Genomic DNA, 19,569 nt, shown 5'->3' with positions numbered 1-19,569 from the left:
CATATGTTTAAAAAAGTAATAATTGCCGAAGACCTTGAAGATATAAATTTAGGAATCGAGCAAACCTTAAAAGATTTAGATATTATAAATTTTCAACATGCAAAATATTGTGATGATGCCTTTTTAAAAATCCGAAAAGCTATTCTGGATAATGAACCGTATGACTTATTAATTAGTGATCTGTCTTTTAAAAAAGACCATCGCGACGTAAAAATTTCGTGCGGTGATGAACTTATCGAAAAAGTGCGTGAATTACAGCCTGATATTAAAATCATAGCTTATTCTGTTGAAGATAAAAGCTTTCGAATTAAATCTCTTTTCGATAATTCAGATGTCAACGGTTTTGTATTAAAAGGACGAAATAGCATTGAAGATCTAAAAAAAGCAATTCATATTATTTCTACTTCAGATCAAAGATTCATTTCGCACGAAGTTGCTTCTGCACTTCAGGAAAAAAATAATTTCGAAATAGACGATTTAGACATTGAGATTTTAAAATATTTATCAGCAGGAACTCCACAAGATGAGATCATAAAAATCTTTAAAGACTCAGGTAAAAAACCCAACAGTAAAAGTGCTATGGAAAAAAGACTTTCTAAACTAAAAGACTTTTTCAAAGCAAACAATACCATTCATTTGGTTTCTATCACAAAAGATATGGGTATTATCTAATTGTTCTACATTCCTTTTTTTAAAATTATAAAGCTCCTTCGGGAGCTTTTTTTATGGCTAAAAATTAAAAAAAAATCGGATTATGGATTTCCGTAAAATACTGGTTATGATTGGTTTTACTTTTGAAATATCAAAAACTAAAATACTAACTATAAATAGAAATTATGGAAATCAATATTCAACTTAAATCATTGGCTGATAAAATCGATCAGCTTAAAAGTAAAATTGAAACAGAAGAATCTACCAAGCATGCTTTTGTATTGCCTTTTATACATATTCTTGGCTACGACGCTTTTAATCCGCTAGAAGTAGTTCCTGAATTTACCGCCGATCTAGGCTTAAAAAAAGGAGAAAAAGTAGATTACGCCATCTTTCAAAACGGAGAACCAATTATAATAGTAGAATGCAAAAGTTGGAAAGAAAATCTAACGGTACATAATTCCCAATTATTCCGATATTTTCATGTTACTAAAACCCGATTTGCTCTTTTAACAAACGGAATTCAGTATCAGTTTTTCACAGATTTAGATGATAAAAACAAAATGGATCAAAAACCATTTTTGGAATTTGACATTACAAATCTAAAAGAAAACACAATCACTGAGGTTGCAAAATTTCACAAATCCAGTTTCAACGTTGATAATATTGTTACAAATGCAAGCGCATTAAAATATATTAAAGAAATAAAAAAGCAAATTAATAGTGAACTCGAAAATCCTTCGAATGATTTCACAAAACATTTTGCAAATAAGGTTTATACAGGAAGATTAACTGAAAAAGTGGTTGAAGAATTTAAGGATTTAGTTCAAAAATCTCTAAACCAATTTATCAGCGAAAAAATAAATGATCGTTTAAAAGCCGCTCTTACTAAAGAAACAATTAAACAACAAGATGAACAAGTTGAATCTCTGGAAGAAGAAAGCAAAATTATTACCAGCGAAGAAGAACTTGATGGCTACCGCATTGTTGTTGCGATACTAAGACGAAAACTTCCTGTTAGTCGAATTGTTTACCATGACACACAATCTTATTTTGGAATTTTACTGGACGATAATAATCGTAAACCTCTTTGCCGTCTTCATCTTAACGGAAGTAAAAAATATGTCAGCCTTTTTAATGACAACAAAACCGAAACAAAATTACCTATTTCATCTATTGATGATCTTTATCAATTCGAAAAAGAATTGTTAGAAACTGTTGGATTATATGAAACCGAATAAAAACTAAATATTATGATAAACGATTTAAAAAAATTCTTAAACGAAGAACAAGACCCAAAAGCAGTTGAAAAACTATTAGTAAAAGTCAACGGATTACTTACTTCTGGTGAAGAAGTAGAATACATCGCCGTACAAAAAAAACCGGCTATAAATTTATCTCCGGATTGCATTGCTTTAACCAATAAAAGAATCATTTTCTGCAGACCGCGAAATTTAGGTTTATCTATGGATTTTCAGGATTATGCCTGGAAAGACATATTAGATTGTCATATGAAAGAAGGAATTATGGGGGCAACTTTTTCTATGAAGACAATTAAAGGACATGTGAATATGCTTGATTATTTACCAAAGGCTCAAGCCCGAAAATTGTATCAATTTGCTCAGCAAAAAGAAGAAGAAATGGTTGTTTTCAGACGTGAACATGATCTTGAAAATAAAAGAGCTATTGCTGGCGGAGGAATAACTGTTAATGCAAATATACCAACTCAACAAAATGTCGAGCAAAAAGAAGATCCGTTAGAAACACTTCAAAAGCTAAAAAAATTATTAGAAAGTGAAATCATTTCACAAATAGAATTTGACTCAAAGAAAACAGAAATTTTATCTAAAATGTAAATTATGAAAAGTAAAACTACCGCAGCAATTTTGACATTCTTTTTAGGAGGAATCGGAATCCATAAATTTTATTTAGGGCAATCAGGTCAAGGGATTCTTTACCTATTATTTTGTTGGACATTTATTCCAGCAATATTAGCCTTTTTTCAATTCTTCGGACTTGTATTTATGTCTGATCATTCTTTTAACGTAAAATATAATACCGGATTTTAAATGGTTTAAAAAAAATCATTTAAGCTTTTAAAGAGGAACTACAATGTCCTCTTTTTTCTGTTTAAATCCACTTTCCCAAAAACTTTCTTCTCATTAAATCTTTCGATAAAATCACGTATAACTACTCATTCTAAAGAAAGTAATTCTAATTAGATTTATCACTATTAAAAAATAACAAGATTTTAAAACCTGTTTTAAGATTATCTAAATAAATCAATGCTTGTGCAAAAAAACTACCTAATCCTATTGTCATTTCTTTCGCTTGGAATCCTTTCTTGCAAACATGTTTCTGCTCCGGCTCCTCAAAAAATAAACACATTTTATAAGGAGGTAATTACTGCTGAAGACCGAAAAACAATAACTCCTGAAGAAGCTAAAACCTACCATGTTGATACGCAATATCAGTATAAATACCGAACCGGAAATTCTGGTCATTATGAGTATAATTATAATGTAAAAGGCGTTAATATAAAAGGAGATTCTGTTTTTGGAAACATTAATGTCGAGGGGAAATATGGCGCTGGAATTCTAATCAATGATTCTGTGCCGGAACTCAACATAAAAACCGAATGGATTGAGCACGGAAAACTAAAAGCTTTTGACGAAAGAGGAAATGAATATTTCTTAGTAGTGCAATAACTACAGTTAGCCCCAAATCTTATTAAAATGAAATATAATCTGATCTTCGTTTTTATCCTCTTAACCTCCTTTTGTCCAGTTGAGACTAAAGTCTATATTTGTGGACCAACAGGCGCAAAAAAATACCATTATACCGATAATTGCCGTGGATTAACTTCATGCCGACATGAGATTACAAAAGTATCCATTTCGCAGGCACAAGGTTTCGGACTCACACTTTGTGGTTGGGAAGATTGATGTATTACAAGACAATTATTCATTTAATCATTTGATAATAATGACTTTACAATAAATTCACATTAGTTTTGTTAATTTGAATAAAACTAAACGTCATGAAATTCTTCAATCTAAATTTTTTGGTTTCATTCAAAGAATGGCTTTTTTTAAGAGCTATGCAATCTTCTTTCCTTCATTAATAAATTAGAAATTCAAAATTAAAAAGGAAAGCACAATTGAATGAATAAAATTGATACCGCATTTTTACACAAAGACCAATTTGGGCAAGATTTCTTGTGGGGTGTTTCAACCGCCGCTTTCCAAATTGAAGGTGCACATGATGCCGACGGAAAAGGTTCTTCTATCTGGGACGTTTTTACCTCTCAAAAAGGAAAAATCAAAAATGGACATCATGCCCTGACTGCTTGCGATTTTTATAATTCTTACCAGAATGATATTGATCTGATAAACGAATTAAATATTCCGAATTTCAGATTCTCTATCAGTTGGCCACGAATTATGCCCACAGGAACTCATCCTGTAAATCAGGCAGGAATAGATTATTACAACAAAATCATAGATTCTTTACTCGCATCTGGAATAGAACCCTGGATTACGCTTTATCATTGGGATTTACCCCACGATTTAGAAGTAAAAGGTGGATGGACAAATCGCGAATCGGTTTCCTGGTTTTCAGAATATGTCGAAGTTTGCGCACAATATTTTGGAGATCGCGTCAAAAACTGGATGGTCATAAATGAACCTTCCGTTTTTACCGGAGCAGGATATTTCCTGGGCATTCACGCTCCCGGAAAAAAAGGAATTACCAATTATCTTAAAGCCATGCATCATGTAACTCTAGCTACAGCTGCAGGCGGAAAAAAATTGCGAAATCTAATTCCGGACGCTAATATTGGTACTACTTTTTCGTGTACACATATCGAACCTTTTTCTCAATCTCCAAAAGATATAGAAGCTGCAAAACGCGTCGATACTTTATTGAACAGAACTTTTATTGAGCCAATTTTAGGTTTGGGTTATCCGCAAGCAGATTTGCCGGTGCTTAAAAAACTGAATAATTATATTCTTGAAGATGACTTAAAAAACCTCGCTTTTGAGTTTGATTTCATTGGACTTCAATGTTATACGAGAGAAATAGTAAGATCTTCATTATTAATTCCGTATATTGGTGCTGAATTAATTAGTGCCGAAAAAAGAAATGTTATTGCAACAGATATGGGTTGGGAAGTTTATCCTCCCGCACTTTATCACGTTCTTAAAAAATTCAATAGTTACAACATCAAAAAAATTATAATTACCGAAAATGGTGCTGCTTTCCCGGACATTCTTAAAAACGGAAAAGTCTACGATATCAAGCGCACACATTATATACAAGATCATTTAGAACAGATTTTGAAAGCCAAAAAAGACGGTTATAATGTTGATGGTTATTTTGTTTGGAGTCTTACTGATAACTTCGAATGGGCAGAAGGTTACAATGCCAGATTCGGACTTATTCATGTAGATTTTGACACGCAACAAAGAACAATTAAACATTCAGGATTATGGTTTCGTGATTTTTTATCCTAAAAACCAAACCGTAAAATAGATTTAAGAATACCTAAATTGAATTAATCTCAGTATAAACTTAAATAAATTATTATGGAAATCAACCGGTATGTATTGAGCGCGATAGTTATTGGCGTTGTTTTATTAGTTTACTTTCTGGTAAAACAAAATAAAAAAGACCGTAAAAAAATTGAAGAAGAATTAAATTTCTACCAAGAATCTGATGAGGTAGAAATCAACAACGATCTTCATTTATAGTTCTTTTTTAAACATTTAAAAAAGCAAAAAGCCTTTCGGAAGTCAACTTCCGAAAGGCTTTTTGTTTACACATTAATTCAGTGTTTCATTCAAAACCGCAACAACTTCTTTCCAGTTATTTACACGCAAGTGATGCGTTTTATTTACATTATGAAACGCTGTAAACATAATAGGTTTTCCCATGCAATAATCCAGATTTTTAGGATGATCGTCAATCATATAATCTGTATTAATAATTCTTTTACTTCCGCAAAGAATAATATTCTCCCACTTAATAAACGGAAAATGTTCTTCAAGCCATGCAATTTTTTCGGCAAGCGAAACCGGAAATTCAGTTGCAGCAGAAACAATAAATATTTCGAAGTTTTCCTGCAATTGACGCAAACTTTCAACTGCATCATCCATTACAGGTAAGTTTCTAAAGAAATTCTCTTTATTCAAAATTCCTCTCAAAAGATCTCTTTCTACAAAAGCATCTTCTTCGCTTAAACCCTGAATACTTTCTCTGGTTAATGTTGTTCCATTAGCTTCATTATAATGCTCAATTAAATGTGCCTCGATATCGGCAAGCACGCCATCCATATCGACAGCAATAGTTTTCTTTTTCATTTTTAGCTTTATTTTGCAACAAAATTACGCAAATATTGCAATATATTGCAATTTTAATTTACTTTTGCAATATAAATTTGCATCGTATGAAAAAAGAAGAGCGTCAAAAAGTAATTTTAGAATACTTATCAAAAGAGCATCGCGTAACATTACTCGAACTCAGCGGATACTTAAATGTTTCTGAAGACACGATAAGACGAGATGTAAAAGAACTCTCAGATCAGGGATTATTAAAAGCAGTTCGCGGAGGTGCGGTTGCTCCTTCTCCAATTCCCTTACATTATAGAAGCAGAGAAAAACACGACGTCGAAAACAAAAAGATCATTGCCGAAAAAGCAATCTCTTACTTAAAAGACGGTCAGGTTGTGTTTATCGATGGCGGAACAACTTCTTTGGCTTTAGTCGCAAGTTTTCCATACGATTTAAAAATAACGGTTATTACAAACAGTTTTCCCGTTGCAGCATTAATCGAAGATTTACCAAATATTGATCTGATTTTTGCAGGCGGAAAAATGTGCAAAACATCCTTTACTACGGCAAGTATTGAAACTATAGATTTCTTCCGCAATTTTAGAGCCGATATCTGTATTCTTGGTGTTTGCAGTATACATCACGAACGCGGGCTTACAGGCGTTATACACGAAGATTCTCAGATTAAAAAAACTATGATTCAAAATTCTAATTACGTCATAGCATTGAGTTCAATTGAAAAAGTAGATACCGCCGAATCTTATTTTATTGGACCAATTAGCAATATTGATGTTCTGGTAACAAATGCTTCACCAGAAGAAGAAATTTTAAAGCCTTACAGAAATTCTGGTGTAACAATTGTTTAATTCTAGAGTTTATTTTTAGGTTGTACAATATTTATAAGGAGCTATTTCCTGCTATACGTTTCAATCTTTTGCTTTTTAAAGAAAAAAGCAAAAGGATTTCCACTTCTATCAGGGCTAGGCATTCATTTTATCAGAAATATTGAAATAATTATTTAATGAAAAATAAACTTCTCTTTTTGTTTTAAAATACCAAGCCGAATTTTACCATTCTTTTTTAAATAAGGCCCTATAATAATGTATTTTTCTGATGGATAATATATTTGATACTTATACACGGAATCTTTTAATTTGACGGTTAAATGATGTTTCCCTTCTTCCGAAATTAAAAAATGAGTCGTTTCATAAGAAGGCGCAATATTTGTTGACTTTAAATGAAACTCTTTTGCTTTATTTTCATCTAAATTTATTTCAACTTTCAAACCATCAAGTTTATTCTCATGTGGTTGTTCAATAGAGATTATAAACTCTTTTTGAGTACAGCTTATTGACAAAAACATGACTATTAAGATTAATAACTTTCTCATTATTTATTGACTTCTATTGATGATTAAAAACACCTTCTTGTTTCACGCAGATTTTACAGATTTAAGCAAATTAAAAAGAAAATAAATCTGCGTGTATCTGCTTAAATTATTTTAAATCTGCGTGAAAAATTTACTTTGTAAAAACTAATTCTACTACAATCCAATTACCTCAAAAAAGCAAATTTTACGGCTTTTTAAATCCGTTATTGCAGGCAAAAAATTTTAAAAAAAAATTAAAAAAAACCTGTAAAAAAAGCAACAAAAAACGGCAATTTCTCCCGTATTTACTAGGTTTTCTGATAAGTTTTGCTTATCTTTATAGTGTAAATAACAATAAATATATGCCGAAAAACAGACTTTTTAAACTCCAGAATTACTTCTCAAAAAATCATTCCTTTTACTTCTTTAAGCATTTTATTTTTCGCAATGCTTCTTCTCAGCTTTATTTAGATTTAGAAATCATTCTATCTAATTTTTTTAAACATGCTGAAGAAACCAAAGCTATTGTTCCAATTCCAACCATAATTATTTTTTCCGGATTTATTTTCTGAGTTTTTATTTTAGAAAATACATCTTGAAAATTAGAATACAAATTTCCTTTTTTAAGATCCTCTTTCGACTCTTCATTTTCATTTTTCACAAAACCATCTACTTCTATGATTTCTTTCTCACTTTCAACGACTATCTCCGCTTTATCGGCATTCTTAATTTGTTGGGTTTCTCCAATTCTACACTTTTCGTTGAACTTTTTAAAAGGACGCGGTTGAAAATCAACTATAACTGCCGCAAGATTTATTGCATCAATATTCAACGGATCTGTTTCGCCCTTAAAGAAGGTCTCAATAGGCCTAAACTTATCTTTTTGCTCCTTAAACTTATTCTTTTTAGTATGATCAAAATCTAAACACAATAAATTCTTAAAGACATTTAAATCATCTTGAGTTGGGTTATTCTCAAAAATAAGCCAACACAAATCGCGGAGTTTTCCACGAGAAGGATTGTATAAGTAATCGAAGTGTTCTCCTTCTTTTACGATCTCATATTTAATTTTAATGCCTTTTTTATATTCTTCTAATGTCTTGGAATGCATGGTATATATGGTTTTTTATAGGAAATCTTGGGAATCTCAGTAAACCGCAGAAATTTTGATAATCTCTTATAAACAAAAGTCTCAAAAATGCCTTTCGTTTATCATAGAAATTAGTTCATGTTTTGTCTGCAGATTAAAACAAAAATATAAAACTAGTTCAAATTAACAGTGTAAAAAACCGTAAGACCGGATTTATTCGGGAAGTATAAAAAACGTCTTACTTTACTTCCCCAAAAATCAATCTTGGAACTACTATTAACAAGCTCTGGATAAACTCTGGATAGCAATACTCATGCCTAATTTTTAATCTAAACCAAAATGAAAAAAAATATTTTTTATAGCCTCCAATTTACTATTTGCTTTATTCTCTTCTACCGCCATGAGTGTGAAAATCTGCCCAAAAACTAATCTATTTTTAGTATCTAATTCTAATCTTTATTTCTCGTTTTCCAACAATTAAACCTGCTCCAATATTAAAATCAATTTATTGATCTCTTCAATATACATTTTTATGTTTTTTTTAATAGTCCAAACCAACCTTTTTAAGACTTTTTGCCTCTATTAAATAAAGGTCAAGTTTAGTTTTTTATTCACATAACAAGCTCTTACGAGCCTAAATTTATTGTGCATTATATTCTTTTTTCAGGAATTCCTGGGAATCTCAGGAAAACGCGGGAATTCTGGGAATCCCCTATAAACAATGGGCTCAAAGCGCCTTTTCTTTGCCATAGAAATTAGTTCAAGTTTTGTCTGCAGACTAAAACAATAATAAAAACTAGTTCTAATTAACAGTGTAAAAAACAGTAAGACCGGATTTATTCGGGAAGTATAAAAAAACGTCTTACAGTTCTACACGGTTTACTTCCCAAAAACCAATTTGGTATTGCCAACCAAAAACTCTGGGTGAACTCCGGACAGCAATACCTATGTCTAATTTCTAAATTAAATCAAAATGAAAAAGCTAATACTTTTTGTCGCTATTGCGTCATTATTCACGATATTTTCTTGTACTCCTGATGAGTACGAGACACCGCCAACAAAGAAAACAGAAAAAATAAAAGATTCTTTGCAAGCAGGAGACAAAGGCACGGAAGGTCCTGGTGATGGCACGGATCCTACGAAACCACCTACTGTCATTCCAAAACCTAAATAAATATTTTTAGTATCTAATTAATTACTATTTTCGGGGAAAGTAAATTTATATGTTACGGTCCCCGTTTTTTTATTTTATTACATTTCTTTTTCTTTTTCTTTTTTCGTGTACTGAAAAAAAGACCATTTCTACCAACACAGAATCACTACAAAAAGAAGCATATCGTATACGAGATAAAGCAATTGAAGATTACGGCAAACAAAATTTCAACACTTCATTTTACGAGTATAATACATCTAAACAACTTTTTGAAACCTTAAAGGACAGTGCTAATATTGGGTATATACTTATCCAAATGGCAGCAATTCAGCAAGTCAACGGAGATTACTATGGTAGTAAGGAAACAGTTACCGAAGCATTACTCTATGTTAAAAAAAGAAGTGAGGATAAGGCGGCAATAAAGAATATATTAGGCGTCGCTGACAAAGAACTTTCTTTTTATAACGATGCTATTCATTATTATAAAGAAGCTGCTAATGAGTTTAAAGATCCCATTTATAAGCTTAACCCCTTAAGTAATATTGCGGCTGTTTATATCCAACAAAAAAAATATGATAACGCAATCATTCTTTTAGAATCTCTTTTAAGCAAAAAATTATTAAAGGAAAAAGGTCAAGAAATTCGTGAAGCCAGACTTCTGGACAACTTAGGTTATGCTTATTTTAAAAATGGCAAAGACGAAAAAGGATTCCGTTTAATGAAGGATGCACTCCAGACCAGAATTGAATTTAAGGATACTTATGGAAGTATTGAGAGCTACTTACATCTTGCCGATTATTATGCTAAAAAGGACATAGAGAAATCAGATGAAAATGCTCTTGCTGCTTATAATACATCTACAAAACTAAATAGTGTTGACGAAAGATTAGAAGCGCTGCAAATTTTAATCTCTAATAACCATAAAAACCAAGCAAGCAAATATGTGCAAAGGTATTTTACCTTAAACGACAGCCTTATTAAAGTTAGAAATAACTTTAAAAACAAGTTTGCCAAAATAAAATACGATGCCAAAAAAGAAAAAGACGAAAATGTAAAACTTCGTTTAGAAAAAGCCGAAAACGAATTATCACTTCAAAAAGCTACATATCTACGAATTGTCTTTGTTATCATTTTTATCTTTTTAGTTATTCTAATAGCGATTTTAATCCGTTATTATAAAAACAAAAACAAAGCTATAGAATTTAAGACTTCGTACAATACAGAAGCTAGAATTGCTAAACAAATTCATGATGAGTTAGCAAACGATGTGTATCATGTGATTGCTTTTGCCGAATCTCAAACATTATCTCACGAAAACACTAAAGAGAATTTATTACAGAAATTAGACGATATTTACGGACGTGTGCGAGGTATTTCAAAAGAAAATAATAAAATTGATACTGGCATAAATTTTACTTCCACCATAAAAGAAATGCTTTCGACTTACAATACCAGCGAAAGAAATATCATGATTACTAATTTGGATGACATAAACTGGGAACTCATCGACGACACCAAAAAAGTCACTATTAGCCGAATTTTACAGGAATTAATGGTGAATATGAAGAAACACAGTATGGCAAAGCTGGTTGTTATAAAATTTGAAAATGATCCAAAATCAATCTTAATAAACTATACTGATAATGGTAAAGGTTCCGAAAAAACAAAGATGGTAAAAAATGGTCTCAAAAACATGGAAAGCCGCATTCAAGCTGTAAAAGGAACTATTGATTTTGAAACAGAACCTGATAAAGGCTTTAGAGCAAAAATATCCATTCCTAAATAAATATAAATTATTAGTTATTATTTTATAAGTAACTATTTGATTAGTCAGTTCGCTATCGTTCGTACAATGTCATTAAGTTAAGCTTTTAGAAAATAAAAACCGTTTTTATCTGCGTTTTTACAAAGTAAATCTGTTTTATCCGCGTCAAAATTAGACGCTGATTTTACTGATTCGCTAAAGCGAAAACGCTGATAAAAACGGATTTTCTAATTACTTTCTTTATTAAACTGTTAAGTATTTTTTTTTAGATTTCCCTTTAATTTAATAACATTGCGCGATAACTATCTGGACCGCCACAAAAAAATTTTCTCCAAACACTTAGGAACTATCAGGACCAGGACATCAATTTTCATAAAAAAGTTTAATTTTTAATTACAGCTGACTTTTTTTAACATAAAAAAACCTCCCAGAATTTTACTTCTGGAAGGCTCTCCTACTAATAACTAATTAAAAAATAGGCATTCTATTTCCAACCGCCGCCTAAGTCTCTGTAAACATGGACCGCCGCATTCAGTTGTTCCTTTTTAGTATCTACTAATTCTAATTTCGCTTCTAATGCATCACGTTGAGTCATTAAAACTTCGAAATAATCAACTCTCGCTGACTTAAATAAATCATTAGAAACATCAATTGATGTGTTTAAAGCATCAACTTGTTGCGATTTAAGATCGTATCCTTTCTGTAAGTTTTCAATCTTAGAAAGTTGGTTTGAAACCTCTAAATAAGCATTCAAAACCGTACGATCATAATTATATAATGCCTGAAGTTGTCTGGCGTTTGCACTTGCAAATTCAGCTTTAATTGCATTTCTGTTAATCAATGGCGCAGCTAAATCTCCTGCAATAGAATATAAAATTGACTCTGGAAATGTAAACAAATAAGCTGGCTTAAATGCTTGTATTCCAAACGCTGCTGAAATATCCAATGAAGGATAAAACTCAGCACGAGCGACTTTTACGTCTAATTTTGCTGCTACAAGCTCTAATTCTGCTTGTTTAACATCAGGACGATTTGCTAATAATTGAGACGGAATTCCAGAACTAACTGCTGCAGGCAATAAACTTAAGAAATTGGTACTGCTTGTTCTTTTAATTTCCTGTGGATATCTACCCAACAAAAAGTTGATTTTATTCTCCGCTTCTTTTATTTGCTGGCGAATATCAAACTCCATACTTTTTGAAGTCAAAACTTCGGCTTCAAACTTCTTAACTCCAAGTTCTGTTGCTCTTGCAGCCTGCTTTTGAATTTTTACAATTTCTAAAGCGTTTGACTGCAATTTGATCGTTTGATTTATAATATCCAATTGATTGTCCAAAGCCAATAATTCATAATAAGAATCAGCAACTTCAGCAATAAGATTTGTAATCACGAAGTTTTTACCTTCAACTGTAGCTAAATATCTGTTTAAAGCTGCTTTTTTAGAATTACGTAATTTTTTCCAGATATCAACTTCCCAATTAGCATAAGCCGCAATTGTAAAATCCCCAAGCGGATCAGGAGTTTCTACTCCAGGTTTAATTTCTGTTGTAGCATCACCCGCACCCTGGCTTGTATATCTACCAACTTTCTCTACTCCAGCTCCGGCGCGAACACCAACTGTAGGCAATAAAAGTCCTTTTTTAACTCGGATATCATTCTTTGCGATTTCAATTTCCTGCAAAGTGATATTTAATTCCTGATTGTTTTTTAATGCAACATCGATCAGGTCAACAAGGTTTTGATCTTTAAAATAATCTTTCCATTGCAATGCTGATGTATTATTGTTTGCGTCCTGAGTTTGGGCAGTCTGACCAAATGATTCAGGAACTGGCGTACTTGTAGTAGGCGCTGCCTCAGGCGCAGGGGCTTTACACCCTGCAACCGTAAAACATAAACCTAATGCAATACCATATTGATATGATTTGAATTTATACATGATTGTTATCAATTTCTTCTGTTAATGGATTCTCTTCTTCATGTTTAACTAATTTGTGTCTTTCTGCAATTTTTCCAAAAATGTAATACAATCCTGGAATTACAAATACACCACAAATAGTTCCGATAAGCATACCTCCGGCAGCGGCAGTACCAATGGTTCTGTTACCAATTTTACCCGGACCAGTAGCAAAAGCAAGTGGCAATAATCCGGCAATAAACGCAAATGAAGTCATCAAAATTGGACGGAACCTCGCTTTCGCTCCTTCCATTGCTGCTTCAAGAACTGTTTTGCCTGCAGCATGTCGCTGTATCGCAAACTCTACAATCAGTACGGCATTTTTACCCAATAAACCAATAAGCATTACCATGGCAACCTGAGCATAAATGTTGTTTTCTAATCCTGTTAATTTCAATAATAAGAAAGCTCCAAAAATACCTGCTGGCAAAGAAAGGATTACAGAAAGTGGTAAAATAAAACTCTCATATTGAGCAGCCAAAACCAGGTAAACAAATCCTAAACAAATCATGAATACCCAAATAGCCTGATTACCCTGAGCAACCTCATCGGCAGAGATACCTGCCCAGTCAATATCATAACCTCTAGGTAATTTTTTAGCTGCAACTTCCTGAATTACTTTAATCGCTGTACCAGAACTATATCCCGGTGCTGCAGATCCACTAATTTGTGTAGAAGTGTACATGTTATGTCTTGTAATCTCAGAAAGTCCGTATACTTTTTCTAATCTCATGAAAGCAGAAAAAGGAACCATTTCATCCCGATTGTTTTTTACATACAACTTCAAGATATCATCTGGCTGAGCACGGTATTCCGGAGAAGCCTGAACGATTACTTTATAGTTAATTCCGTATTTAATGAAACTAATTTCGTAGTTACTACCCACAAGAGTTGACAAAGTATTCATGGCGTTTTCGATAGAAACTCCTTTTTGCTGAGCCATATCGTTGTCTACTTTCATCATGTATTGAGGGAAACTAGAACTATAAAAACTGAACACGTTTGATAATTCCGGATGAGTATTTAACTCCTTAACAAAATCATTATTAACCTGCTCCATTTTTTTGTAATCTCCAGAACCTGTTTTATCTAATAAACGAAGCTCAAATCCTCCGGCAGCACCATATCCTGGTACAGCAGGCGGTTGGAAAAACTCAATATTTGCACCTGCAATATCTTTAGATTTTTCTTCCATTTCGGCCATAATCTCAAGAACAGAATGCTTTCTGTCGCTCCAGTCTTTAAGATTCACCAAACAAGTTCCTGAGTTAGAACCTGTACCTTCAGACAGAATTTCATAACCTGCTAATGAAGAAACTGATTTTACTCCATCAATTTTTTCTGCAATTTTTTGAAGTCTTTCTGCAATATTATTGGTTCTTTCTAATGATGAACCCGGTGGCGTTTGAATAACAGCATAAAACATACCCTGATCCTCATTCGGGATAAACCCGGAAGGAACTGTACTACTAATCATCCATGTTCCGGCACAAAATCCAAGAAGTGCAATAATAGTAACGGCTCTTCTATTTACAATTTTACCTAATAAATTTTGGTATTTACCTTGCGCTAAATTGAATTTATTATTGAATCCATCAATAAATACGTTTACAGGTGTTTTCTTTTTAACCTCACCGTGATTGTTTTTTAACATCATCGCACAAAGTGCCGGTGTCAAAGTCAAAGCCACAACACCAGAAAGGATAATTGCCGTTGCCATAGTTACAGAGAACTGTCTGTAAAATACCCCAACCGGACCAGACATAAACGCTACAGGAATAAATACCGCAGCCATTAAGAATGTAATCGCTATAATCGCTCCTGCAATTTCATGCATCGCTTTTTTAGTTGCTTTAAGTGGCGAAAGATGCTCTTCCTCCATCTTGGCGTGAACAGCTTCAATTACCACAATCGCATCATCGACGACAACTCCAATCGCTAGAACTAAAGCAAATAATGTAATTAAGTTCAATGAAATATCAAAGAATGTCATGAATACAAACGTTCCGATCAAAGATACCGGAACCGCAATTGCCGGAATAACCGTAGAACGCCAGTCTCCCAAGAAAAGGAATACTACTATACCTACCAGAATAAAAGCTTCTACAAGAGTGTGAATTACTTTTTCGATAGAAGCATCAAGGAATTTAGAAACGTCATACGAAATTTCATAATCCATTCCTTTAGGGAATCTTTGCTTGATTTTTTCTAATTTAGCTTTTACCTCTTCAATAACCTGATTGGCATTACTACCAAACGATTGTTTCAATACAATAGCCGCAGAAGGTCTTCCATTCAAATTCGAATAAATATCGTACATCGAACTTCCAAATTCTACTTTGGCAACATCTTTCAAACGTAAAAGTTCCCCGTTAGCATTTGATTTTACAATAATGTTCTCGTATTGTTCTTTTGTTGTAAAACGTCCTGAATACTTTAATACATATTCAAAAGCCTGAGAACGTTTACCAGAACTTTCTCCTGTTTTACCAGGCGAAGCTTCCAAACTCTGACTTGATAATGCATCCATTATCTCATCGGCAGAAATTTTATAAGCCAACATACGATCTGGTTTCAACCAAATACGCATTGCATATTCACGTGTTCCTAAGATATCTCCGGAACCAATACCATTTACCCTTTTTAATTCAGAAAGTACGTTGATATCAGCATAGTTATACAAGAACTTCATGTCGGTATTTTTGTCTGTACTGTAAAGATTCACGTACATCAACATACTCGGCACTTCTCGGGTAATTTTAATACCCTCTCTAATAACTAATGGAGGTAATTTATTGGTAACCGAAGCTACACGGTTTTGAACGTTGATCGCAGCCTGATTTGGATCTGTTCCTAAGTTAAAAACAACTTTTATAGTAGCTTCACCATCATTTCCGGCATCAGAAGCCATATATTTCATTCCAGGAACTCCATTTAAAGCTCTTTCAAGAGGAATAACAACCGCTTTGATCATTAATTCACCGTTAGATCCTGGATAATCTGCGGTAACATTCACCATTGGTGGTGAGATTGTAGGGAACTGTGTAATAGGCAAACTTAATACCGACAATACCCCTAAAAAGACAATTATAAGCGATATTACTATCGACAATACAGGTCTTTGAATAAATTTATTAAACATTTTATATTTTTTTAATGATTAAACCAGTTAAATCTATTCTGCTTTTGTACGCAAATGATTCATTACCTCTTTTGGAGATTGGAATTCATATTTAATTTTGTCGTTCTCTTTTACTTTCTGAACTCCTTCAAGTAAAATTTTGTCATTTTGAGTAACTCCGCTTTTAACTACATACAAATCAGGAATTTCGCCTGTAATTGTAATCTCTCTCGAATTTACTTTGTTGTTTTTATCAATAACAAAAAGATACTTTTTATCCTGAATTTCATAAGTTGCTTTTTGCGGAATTATAATCGCATTTTTAAGAGGCACTAACATTTTAACTTGTCCTGTTTCTCCGTTTCTAAGCAATTTTCCTGAATTAGGGAATCTTGCTCTAAAAGCGATATTTCCGGTTTCATTATTAAATTCACTTTCGATAAGTTCTACTTTTCCTTGTTCTTTAAAAGTATCACCATTAGCCAAAACCAAGCTTACTTTATTATCAGCACGATCTTTCACATCTGTTTGATATTGGATGTATTCTGGCTCTGAAACATTGAAATACGCAAACATCTGACTGTTGTCTGAAAGACTTGTCATTAATTCGCCTTCGTCAATAAGACTTCCTAATTTTAATGGAATACGATCGATAGTTCCGTCAAACGGAGCTCTGATTTCTGTAAATGATAAGTGAAGTTTTGCTAATGCAACCTCAGCTTTTGCTGATTGCAGTTTTGCCTGAGCTACACTTAATTCGTTTTTAGAAACGATATTTTTATCTGCCAGTAATTTTGAATTTTGCAATTCTATCTCTACTGATCTTTGTTCAGCCTGTGCTTTAAGCAATTCAGCCTGATACATATTTGGCATAATTTTAAATAACAGTTGTCCTTTTTTTACAAACTGCCCTTCATCAACATAAATGTTTTGTAGAAATCCTTTTTCCTGAGCACGGATTTCAATGTTACGTACAGATTTAATCTGAGAAACATATTCTTTTACAAACGAAGTGTCAATTAGTACCGGATTTGTTGCGGTAAATTTTTCCACTTCTTCTTTTTCTTCTTTTTTAGTTGTACAACTAGTAAGGCACACTAGGCCAATTAAGCCTGTGAACAAGATAATTCTTTTCATGATTTAGTTTGGAAATTAAGCGATTGAATGCTTGGAATACAGTGATTCCTTTAGATGAAAAAATGCATCAGCTAACCTTAGTTATAACTAAACTTTCATACAAGAAGAAGTAGAAAAAAAATATACATCAACAAGATATGCAGATCACAACTTAGGCAACCAATGTATACTGTTGAATCAAATTCTTAAAACCTGTTGGGTAATGTAAATAGGATTTGAGTTGCCACAGAATGGCACGAAGAATTTAAAACGATTGTAATTATTTACAATAGTCTGACTTGAAAAGGAAAGATACCAATTGTCAAGTAAACTGTAGTTTGTTGCAAAAAATTTATTCGTAAGTCCATCTTTAAGATCATCACTTCCAAGATATTCCTCTTCAAGATCTACATCAGCATCTTCGATAATTGAAGATCCCTGATCCTGATTTGTGAATTTTACCCGGTGCTTTTTCTCAAGAGTATGTTGATGAAAGTTTTGAGGAGTACCAGCATTAAGATATTGCCCTCCGCCGAACAGAAGCATATTCATGAATACTAAAAATACTATTAACTTTCTCATTTGGGTGCGAAAGTAATAAAAGATTGGAACAAAAAAAATAAAATAAGAAAGTCTTAACATGTAGAAACAAACGAAAACGTTTTCATTTTTTAACATTCCTTATTCAATAATTAAACATAGCGTTTTATGCTAAAATGGCAAAAAAGAATGATTGAAGCTTTTAACTATTGTCTTTTTCAGAAGTATACCAACAGAAACTGAACAAATTCACAAATACCTGATAGTCTTTATCTTATTTCAATAAAATCCGATACTTTTTCTATAAAAAAATTTCCATTATCGTAAATTCCTGTCCTTCTTTAGAAAAAATTTTATGTGTATCTATCATTCCAAATTTCTCATAAAATGACTTTTTATTGCTTCTTGCATTGCACCATATTTTGCTCAAATTTTGTTTTTTAGCAACTTCAAAAATAAAATTTAACAATTCAGAGGCAATTCCTTTACCTTGATATTCTTCTAAAGTTGCCAGTTTTCTAAATTGCATTTCCTGATTATCAACAAAACAAGAAACAATAGATACTAATTTTTCCTGATCAAAAACTCCAAAATGTAATCCCAAATTATCTTCTTCTAATTGTACAAATGCAATAGATTTATCCGGCCACATTACTTTATGTCTGATTTCCCAGGTTTGAGATGCATTGATTGTTTTAATTTCCATTATTTTTCTATCTTTTGAAGTCTTCAAATTTAATATTTTTTAAGCTTACATCTTTCCTAAACGCCTGTAATGGCATTTTATTCATTATCAAAAACATACAGAATTAAAAACTCAGATTAACGCCAAATAAATAAGATAAATCTTTCGAATTACATTAATAATATCTATTTTTATAGCATCTAAAAAAAACAGCCACAGTTATGAAAAAATTCATTTTAGCAGTATTACTATGTATTAGTGTAAATGGTTTTGCACAATTAATACAATTTGGACCTCAGGTTTCTTATAACATAACTTCTCCTCTTACTGATGATTTTAGTTCAAAAAGCTCTGGAACCGGCTATGGCGTTGCCGGATTTGTTCGCGTTAATTTGTTAATGTTGTACGCTCAGGGCGAGCTCGGATATGCTAAATCAAAATTTAGCCTTTCGCAAACAGGAATTGGTGAAACTGATTATGAGTTAGCAGGAAGCGATGCAACTATCCTTGTTGGTTTCAAAATCATTCCTTTAGGAAAACTTGGAAACGTACGCCTTTTTGCCGGATACAACTGGAAGAATTATTCGGATATAAGTGCAAATAATAATCTAAATATTGTTGCTTTCAAAAAAAACAATAGCAGTATTCTTGGTGGTGTTGGTGTCGATTTATGGAAACTTACTCTCGATTACAGATATCTTGCAGGCGTTACAGATCTTGATCCTTCAGGAAGAAATATAAAAACTGCAGTTTCAAATTTCTCGCTTGGATTTAAGTTCTTGTAAAATATTTTAT

Annotated in this window: 20 protein-coding genes; 12 read left to right on the top strand and 8 right to left on the bottom strand. The window is 32.5% G+C overall.

The genetic code is table 11. The features are described 5' to 3' along the window. Window positions 1–3: 3 nt before the first annotated feature. The 8 genes from C8C83_RS15745 (at window position 4) to C8C83_RS27240 (ending at window position 5,402) form a co-directional block, all read left to right on the top strand. Complete coding sequence (locus tag C8C83_RS15745; RefSeq protein ID WP_121329375.1) at window positions 4–672, top strand: response regulator transcription factor; 669 nt, start codon at window positions 4–6, stop codon at window positions 670–672. A 164-nt stretch (window positions 673–836) separates the two neighbouring features. Next, window positions 837–1,892 carry a type I restriction endonuclease gene (locus C8C83_RS15740; RefSeq protein ID WP_121329374.1) on the top strand — a complete coding sequence of 352 codons (1,056 nt, stop codon included), beginning with the start codon at window positions 837–839 and terminating at the stop codon, window positions 1,890–1,892. A 12-nt stretch (window positions 1,893–1,904) separates the two neighbouring features. Then, window positions 1,905–2,507, top strand: coding sequence for a PH domain-containing protein (locus C8C83_RS15735; protein WP_121329373.1), 603 nt, complete (start codon window positions 1,905–1,907; stop codon window positions 2,505–2,507). Window positions 2,508–2,510: 3 nt separating this feature from the next. Beyond that, window positions 2,511–2,720 carry an NINE protein gene (locus tag C8C83_RS15730; protein WP_121329372.1) on the top strand — a complete coding sequence of 70 codons (210 nt, stop codon included), beginning with the start codon at window positions 2,511–2,513 and terminating at the stop codon, window positions 2,718–2,720. A gap of 216 nt (window positions 2,721–2,936) precedes the next feature. Further along, window positions 2,937–3,359, top strand: a complete 423-nt coding sequence (locus tag C8C83_RS15725; protein WP_233566095.1) for a hypothetical protein — start codon at window positions 2,937–2,939, stop codon at window positions 3,357–3,359. A 27-nt stretch (window positions 3,360–3,386) separates the two neighbouring features. Next, a complete protein-coding gene (locus tag C8C83_RS15720) occupies window positions 3,387–3,596 on the top strand; it encodes a hypothetical protein (protein WP_121329371.1) in 210 nt (69 codons plus the stop codon). A gap of 219 nt (window positions 3,597–3,815) precedes the next feature. After that, window positions 3,816–5,165 carry a GH1 family beta-glucosidase gene (locus tag C8C83_RS15715; RefSeq protein WP_121329370.1) on the top strand — a complete coding sequence of 450 codons (1,350 nt, stop codon included), beginning with the start codon at window positions 3,816–3,818 and terminating at the stop codon, window positions 5,163–5,165. Window positions 5,166–5,237: 72 nt separating this feature from the next. Next, entirely contained in the window at window positions 5,238–5,402 is a 165-nt protein-coding gene (locus C8C83_RS27240; protein WP_158598159.1) for a hypothetical protein, read from the top strand. A 72-nt stretch (window positions 5,403–5,474) separates the two neighbouring features. On the opposite strand, the gene C8C83_RS15710 is transcribed toward C8C83_RS27240, so the two are convergent. Further along, the gene (locus C8C83_RS15710; RefSeq protein ID WP_121329369.1) at window positions 5,475–6,011 is read right to left on the bottom strand and encodes a 5'(3')-deoxyribonucleotidase; all 537 of its coding nucleotides are present in this window, start codon (window positions 6,009–6,011) and stop codon (window positions 5,475–5,477) included. 86 nt (window positions 6,012–6,097) lie between these two features. On the opposite strand from C8C83_RS15710, the gene C8C83_RS15705 reads away from it, so the two are divergent. After that, complete coding sequence (locus C8C83_RS15705) at window positions 6,098–6,847, top strand: DeoR/GlpR family DNA-binding transcription regulator (RefSeq protein WP_121329368.1); 750 nt, start codon at window positions 6,098–6,100, stop codon at window positions 6,845–6,847. A gap of 152 nt (window positions 6,848–6,999) precedes the next feature. Here the strand turns inward: C8C83_RS15705 and C8C83_RS15700 are convergent, their stop codons facing one another. Both C8C83_RS15700 and C8C83_RS15695 read right to left on the bottom strand, forming a co-directional pair. Beyond that, window positions 7,000–7,371 carry a hypothetical protein gene (locus C8C83_RS15700; protein WP_121329367.1) on the bottom strand — a complete coding sequence of 124 codons (372 nt, stop codon included), beginning with the start codon at window positions 7,369–7,371 and terminating at the stop codon, window positions 7,000–7,002. 442 nt (window positions 7,372–7,813) lie between these two features. Next, entirely contained in the window at window positions 7,814–8,461 is a 648-nt protein-coding gene (locus C8C83_RS15695) for a hypothetical protein (RefSeq protein ID WP_121329366.1), read from the bottom strand. A gap of 952 nt (window positions 8,462–9,413) precedes the next feature. On the opposite strand from C8C83_RS15695, the gene C8C83_RS15690 reads away from it, so the two are divergent. Then, window positions 9,414–9,614, top strand: coding sequence for a hypothetical protein (locus C8C83_RS15690; RefSeq protein ID WP_121329365.1), 201 nt, complete (start codon window positions 9,414–9,416; stop codon window positions 9,612–9,614). 295 nt (window positions 9,615–9,909) lie between these two features. Then, a complete protein-coding gene (locus C8C83_RS15685; protein ID WP_347812785.1) occupies window positions 9,910–11,379 on the top strand; it encodes an ATP-binding protein in 1,470 nt (489 codons plus the stop codon). A gap of 463 nt (window positions 11,380–11,842) precedes the next feature. Here the strand turns inward: C8C83_RS15685 and C8C83_RS15680 are convergent, their stop codons facing one another. The 5 genes from C8C83_RS15680 to C8C83_RS15660 all read right to left on the bottom strand — a co-directional run bounded on the left by C8C83_RS15680 (window position 11,843) and on the right by C8C83_RS15660 (window position 18,795). Beyond that, window positions 11,843–13,294 carry a TolC family protein gene (locus C8C83_RS15680; RefSeq protein ID WP_121329363.1) on the bottom strand — a complete coding sequence of 484 codons (1,452 nt, stop codon included), beginning with the start codon at window positions 13,292–13,294 and terminating at the stop codon, window positions 11,843–11,845. Next, the gene (locus C8C83_RS15675) at window positions 13,287–16,454 is read right to left on the bottom strand and encodes an efflux RND transporter permease subunit (RefSeq protein WP_121329362.1); all 3,168 of its coding nucleotides are present in this window, start codon (window positions 16,452–16,454) and stop codon (window positions 13,287–13,289) included. Before C8C83_RS15675 ends, C8C83_RS15680 begins: the two co-directional genes overlap by 8 nt. A gap of 33 nt (window positions 16,455–16,487) precedes the next feature. Next, window positions 16,488–17,570, bottom strand: coding sequence for an efflux RND transporter periplasmic adaptor subunit (locus C8C83_RS15670; RefSeq protein WP_121329361.1), 1,083 nt, complete (start codon window positions 17,568–17,570; stop codon window positions 16,488–16,490). Window positions 17,571–17,747: 177 nt separating this feature from the next. Beyond that, complete coding sequence (locus C8C83_RS15665) at window positions 17,748–18,131, bottom strand: hypothetical protein (protein WP_121330069.1); 384 nt, start codon at window positions 18,129–18,131, stop codon at window positions 17,748–17,750. Between the two features lie 259 nt (window positions 18,132–18,390). After that, a complete protein-coding gene (locus tag C8C83_RS15660) occupies window positions 18,391–18,795 on the bottom strand; it encodes a GNAT family N-acetyltransferase (protein ID WP_121329360.1) in 405 nt (134 codons plus the stop codon). 200 nt (window positions 18,796–18,995) lie between these two features. On the opposite strand from C8C83_RS15660, the gene C8C83_RS15655 reads away from it, so the two are divergent. Further along, window positions 18,996–19,559: a porin family protein gene (locus C8C83_RS15655; RefSeq protein WP_121329359.1), complete on the top strand. Its 564-nt coding sequence runs from the start codon at window positions 18,996–18,998 to the stop codon at window positions 19,557–19,559. Window positions 19,560–19,569: the final 10 nt, after the last annotated feature.

The organism is Flavobacterium sp. 90 (genome assembly GCF_004339525.1).
GTDB lineage: Bacteria > Bacteroidota > Bacteroidia > Flavobacteriales > Flavobacteriaceae > Flavobacterium.
This window is presented reverse-complemented; position numbering and strand designations above follow the sequence as displayed.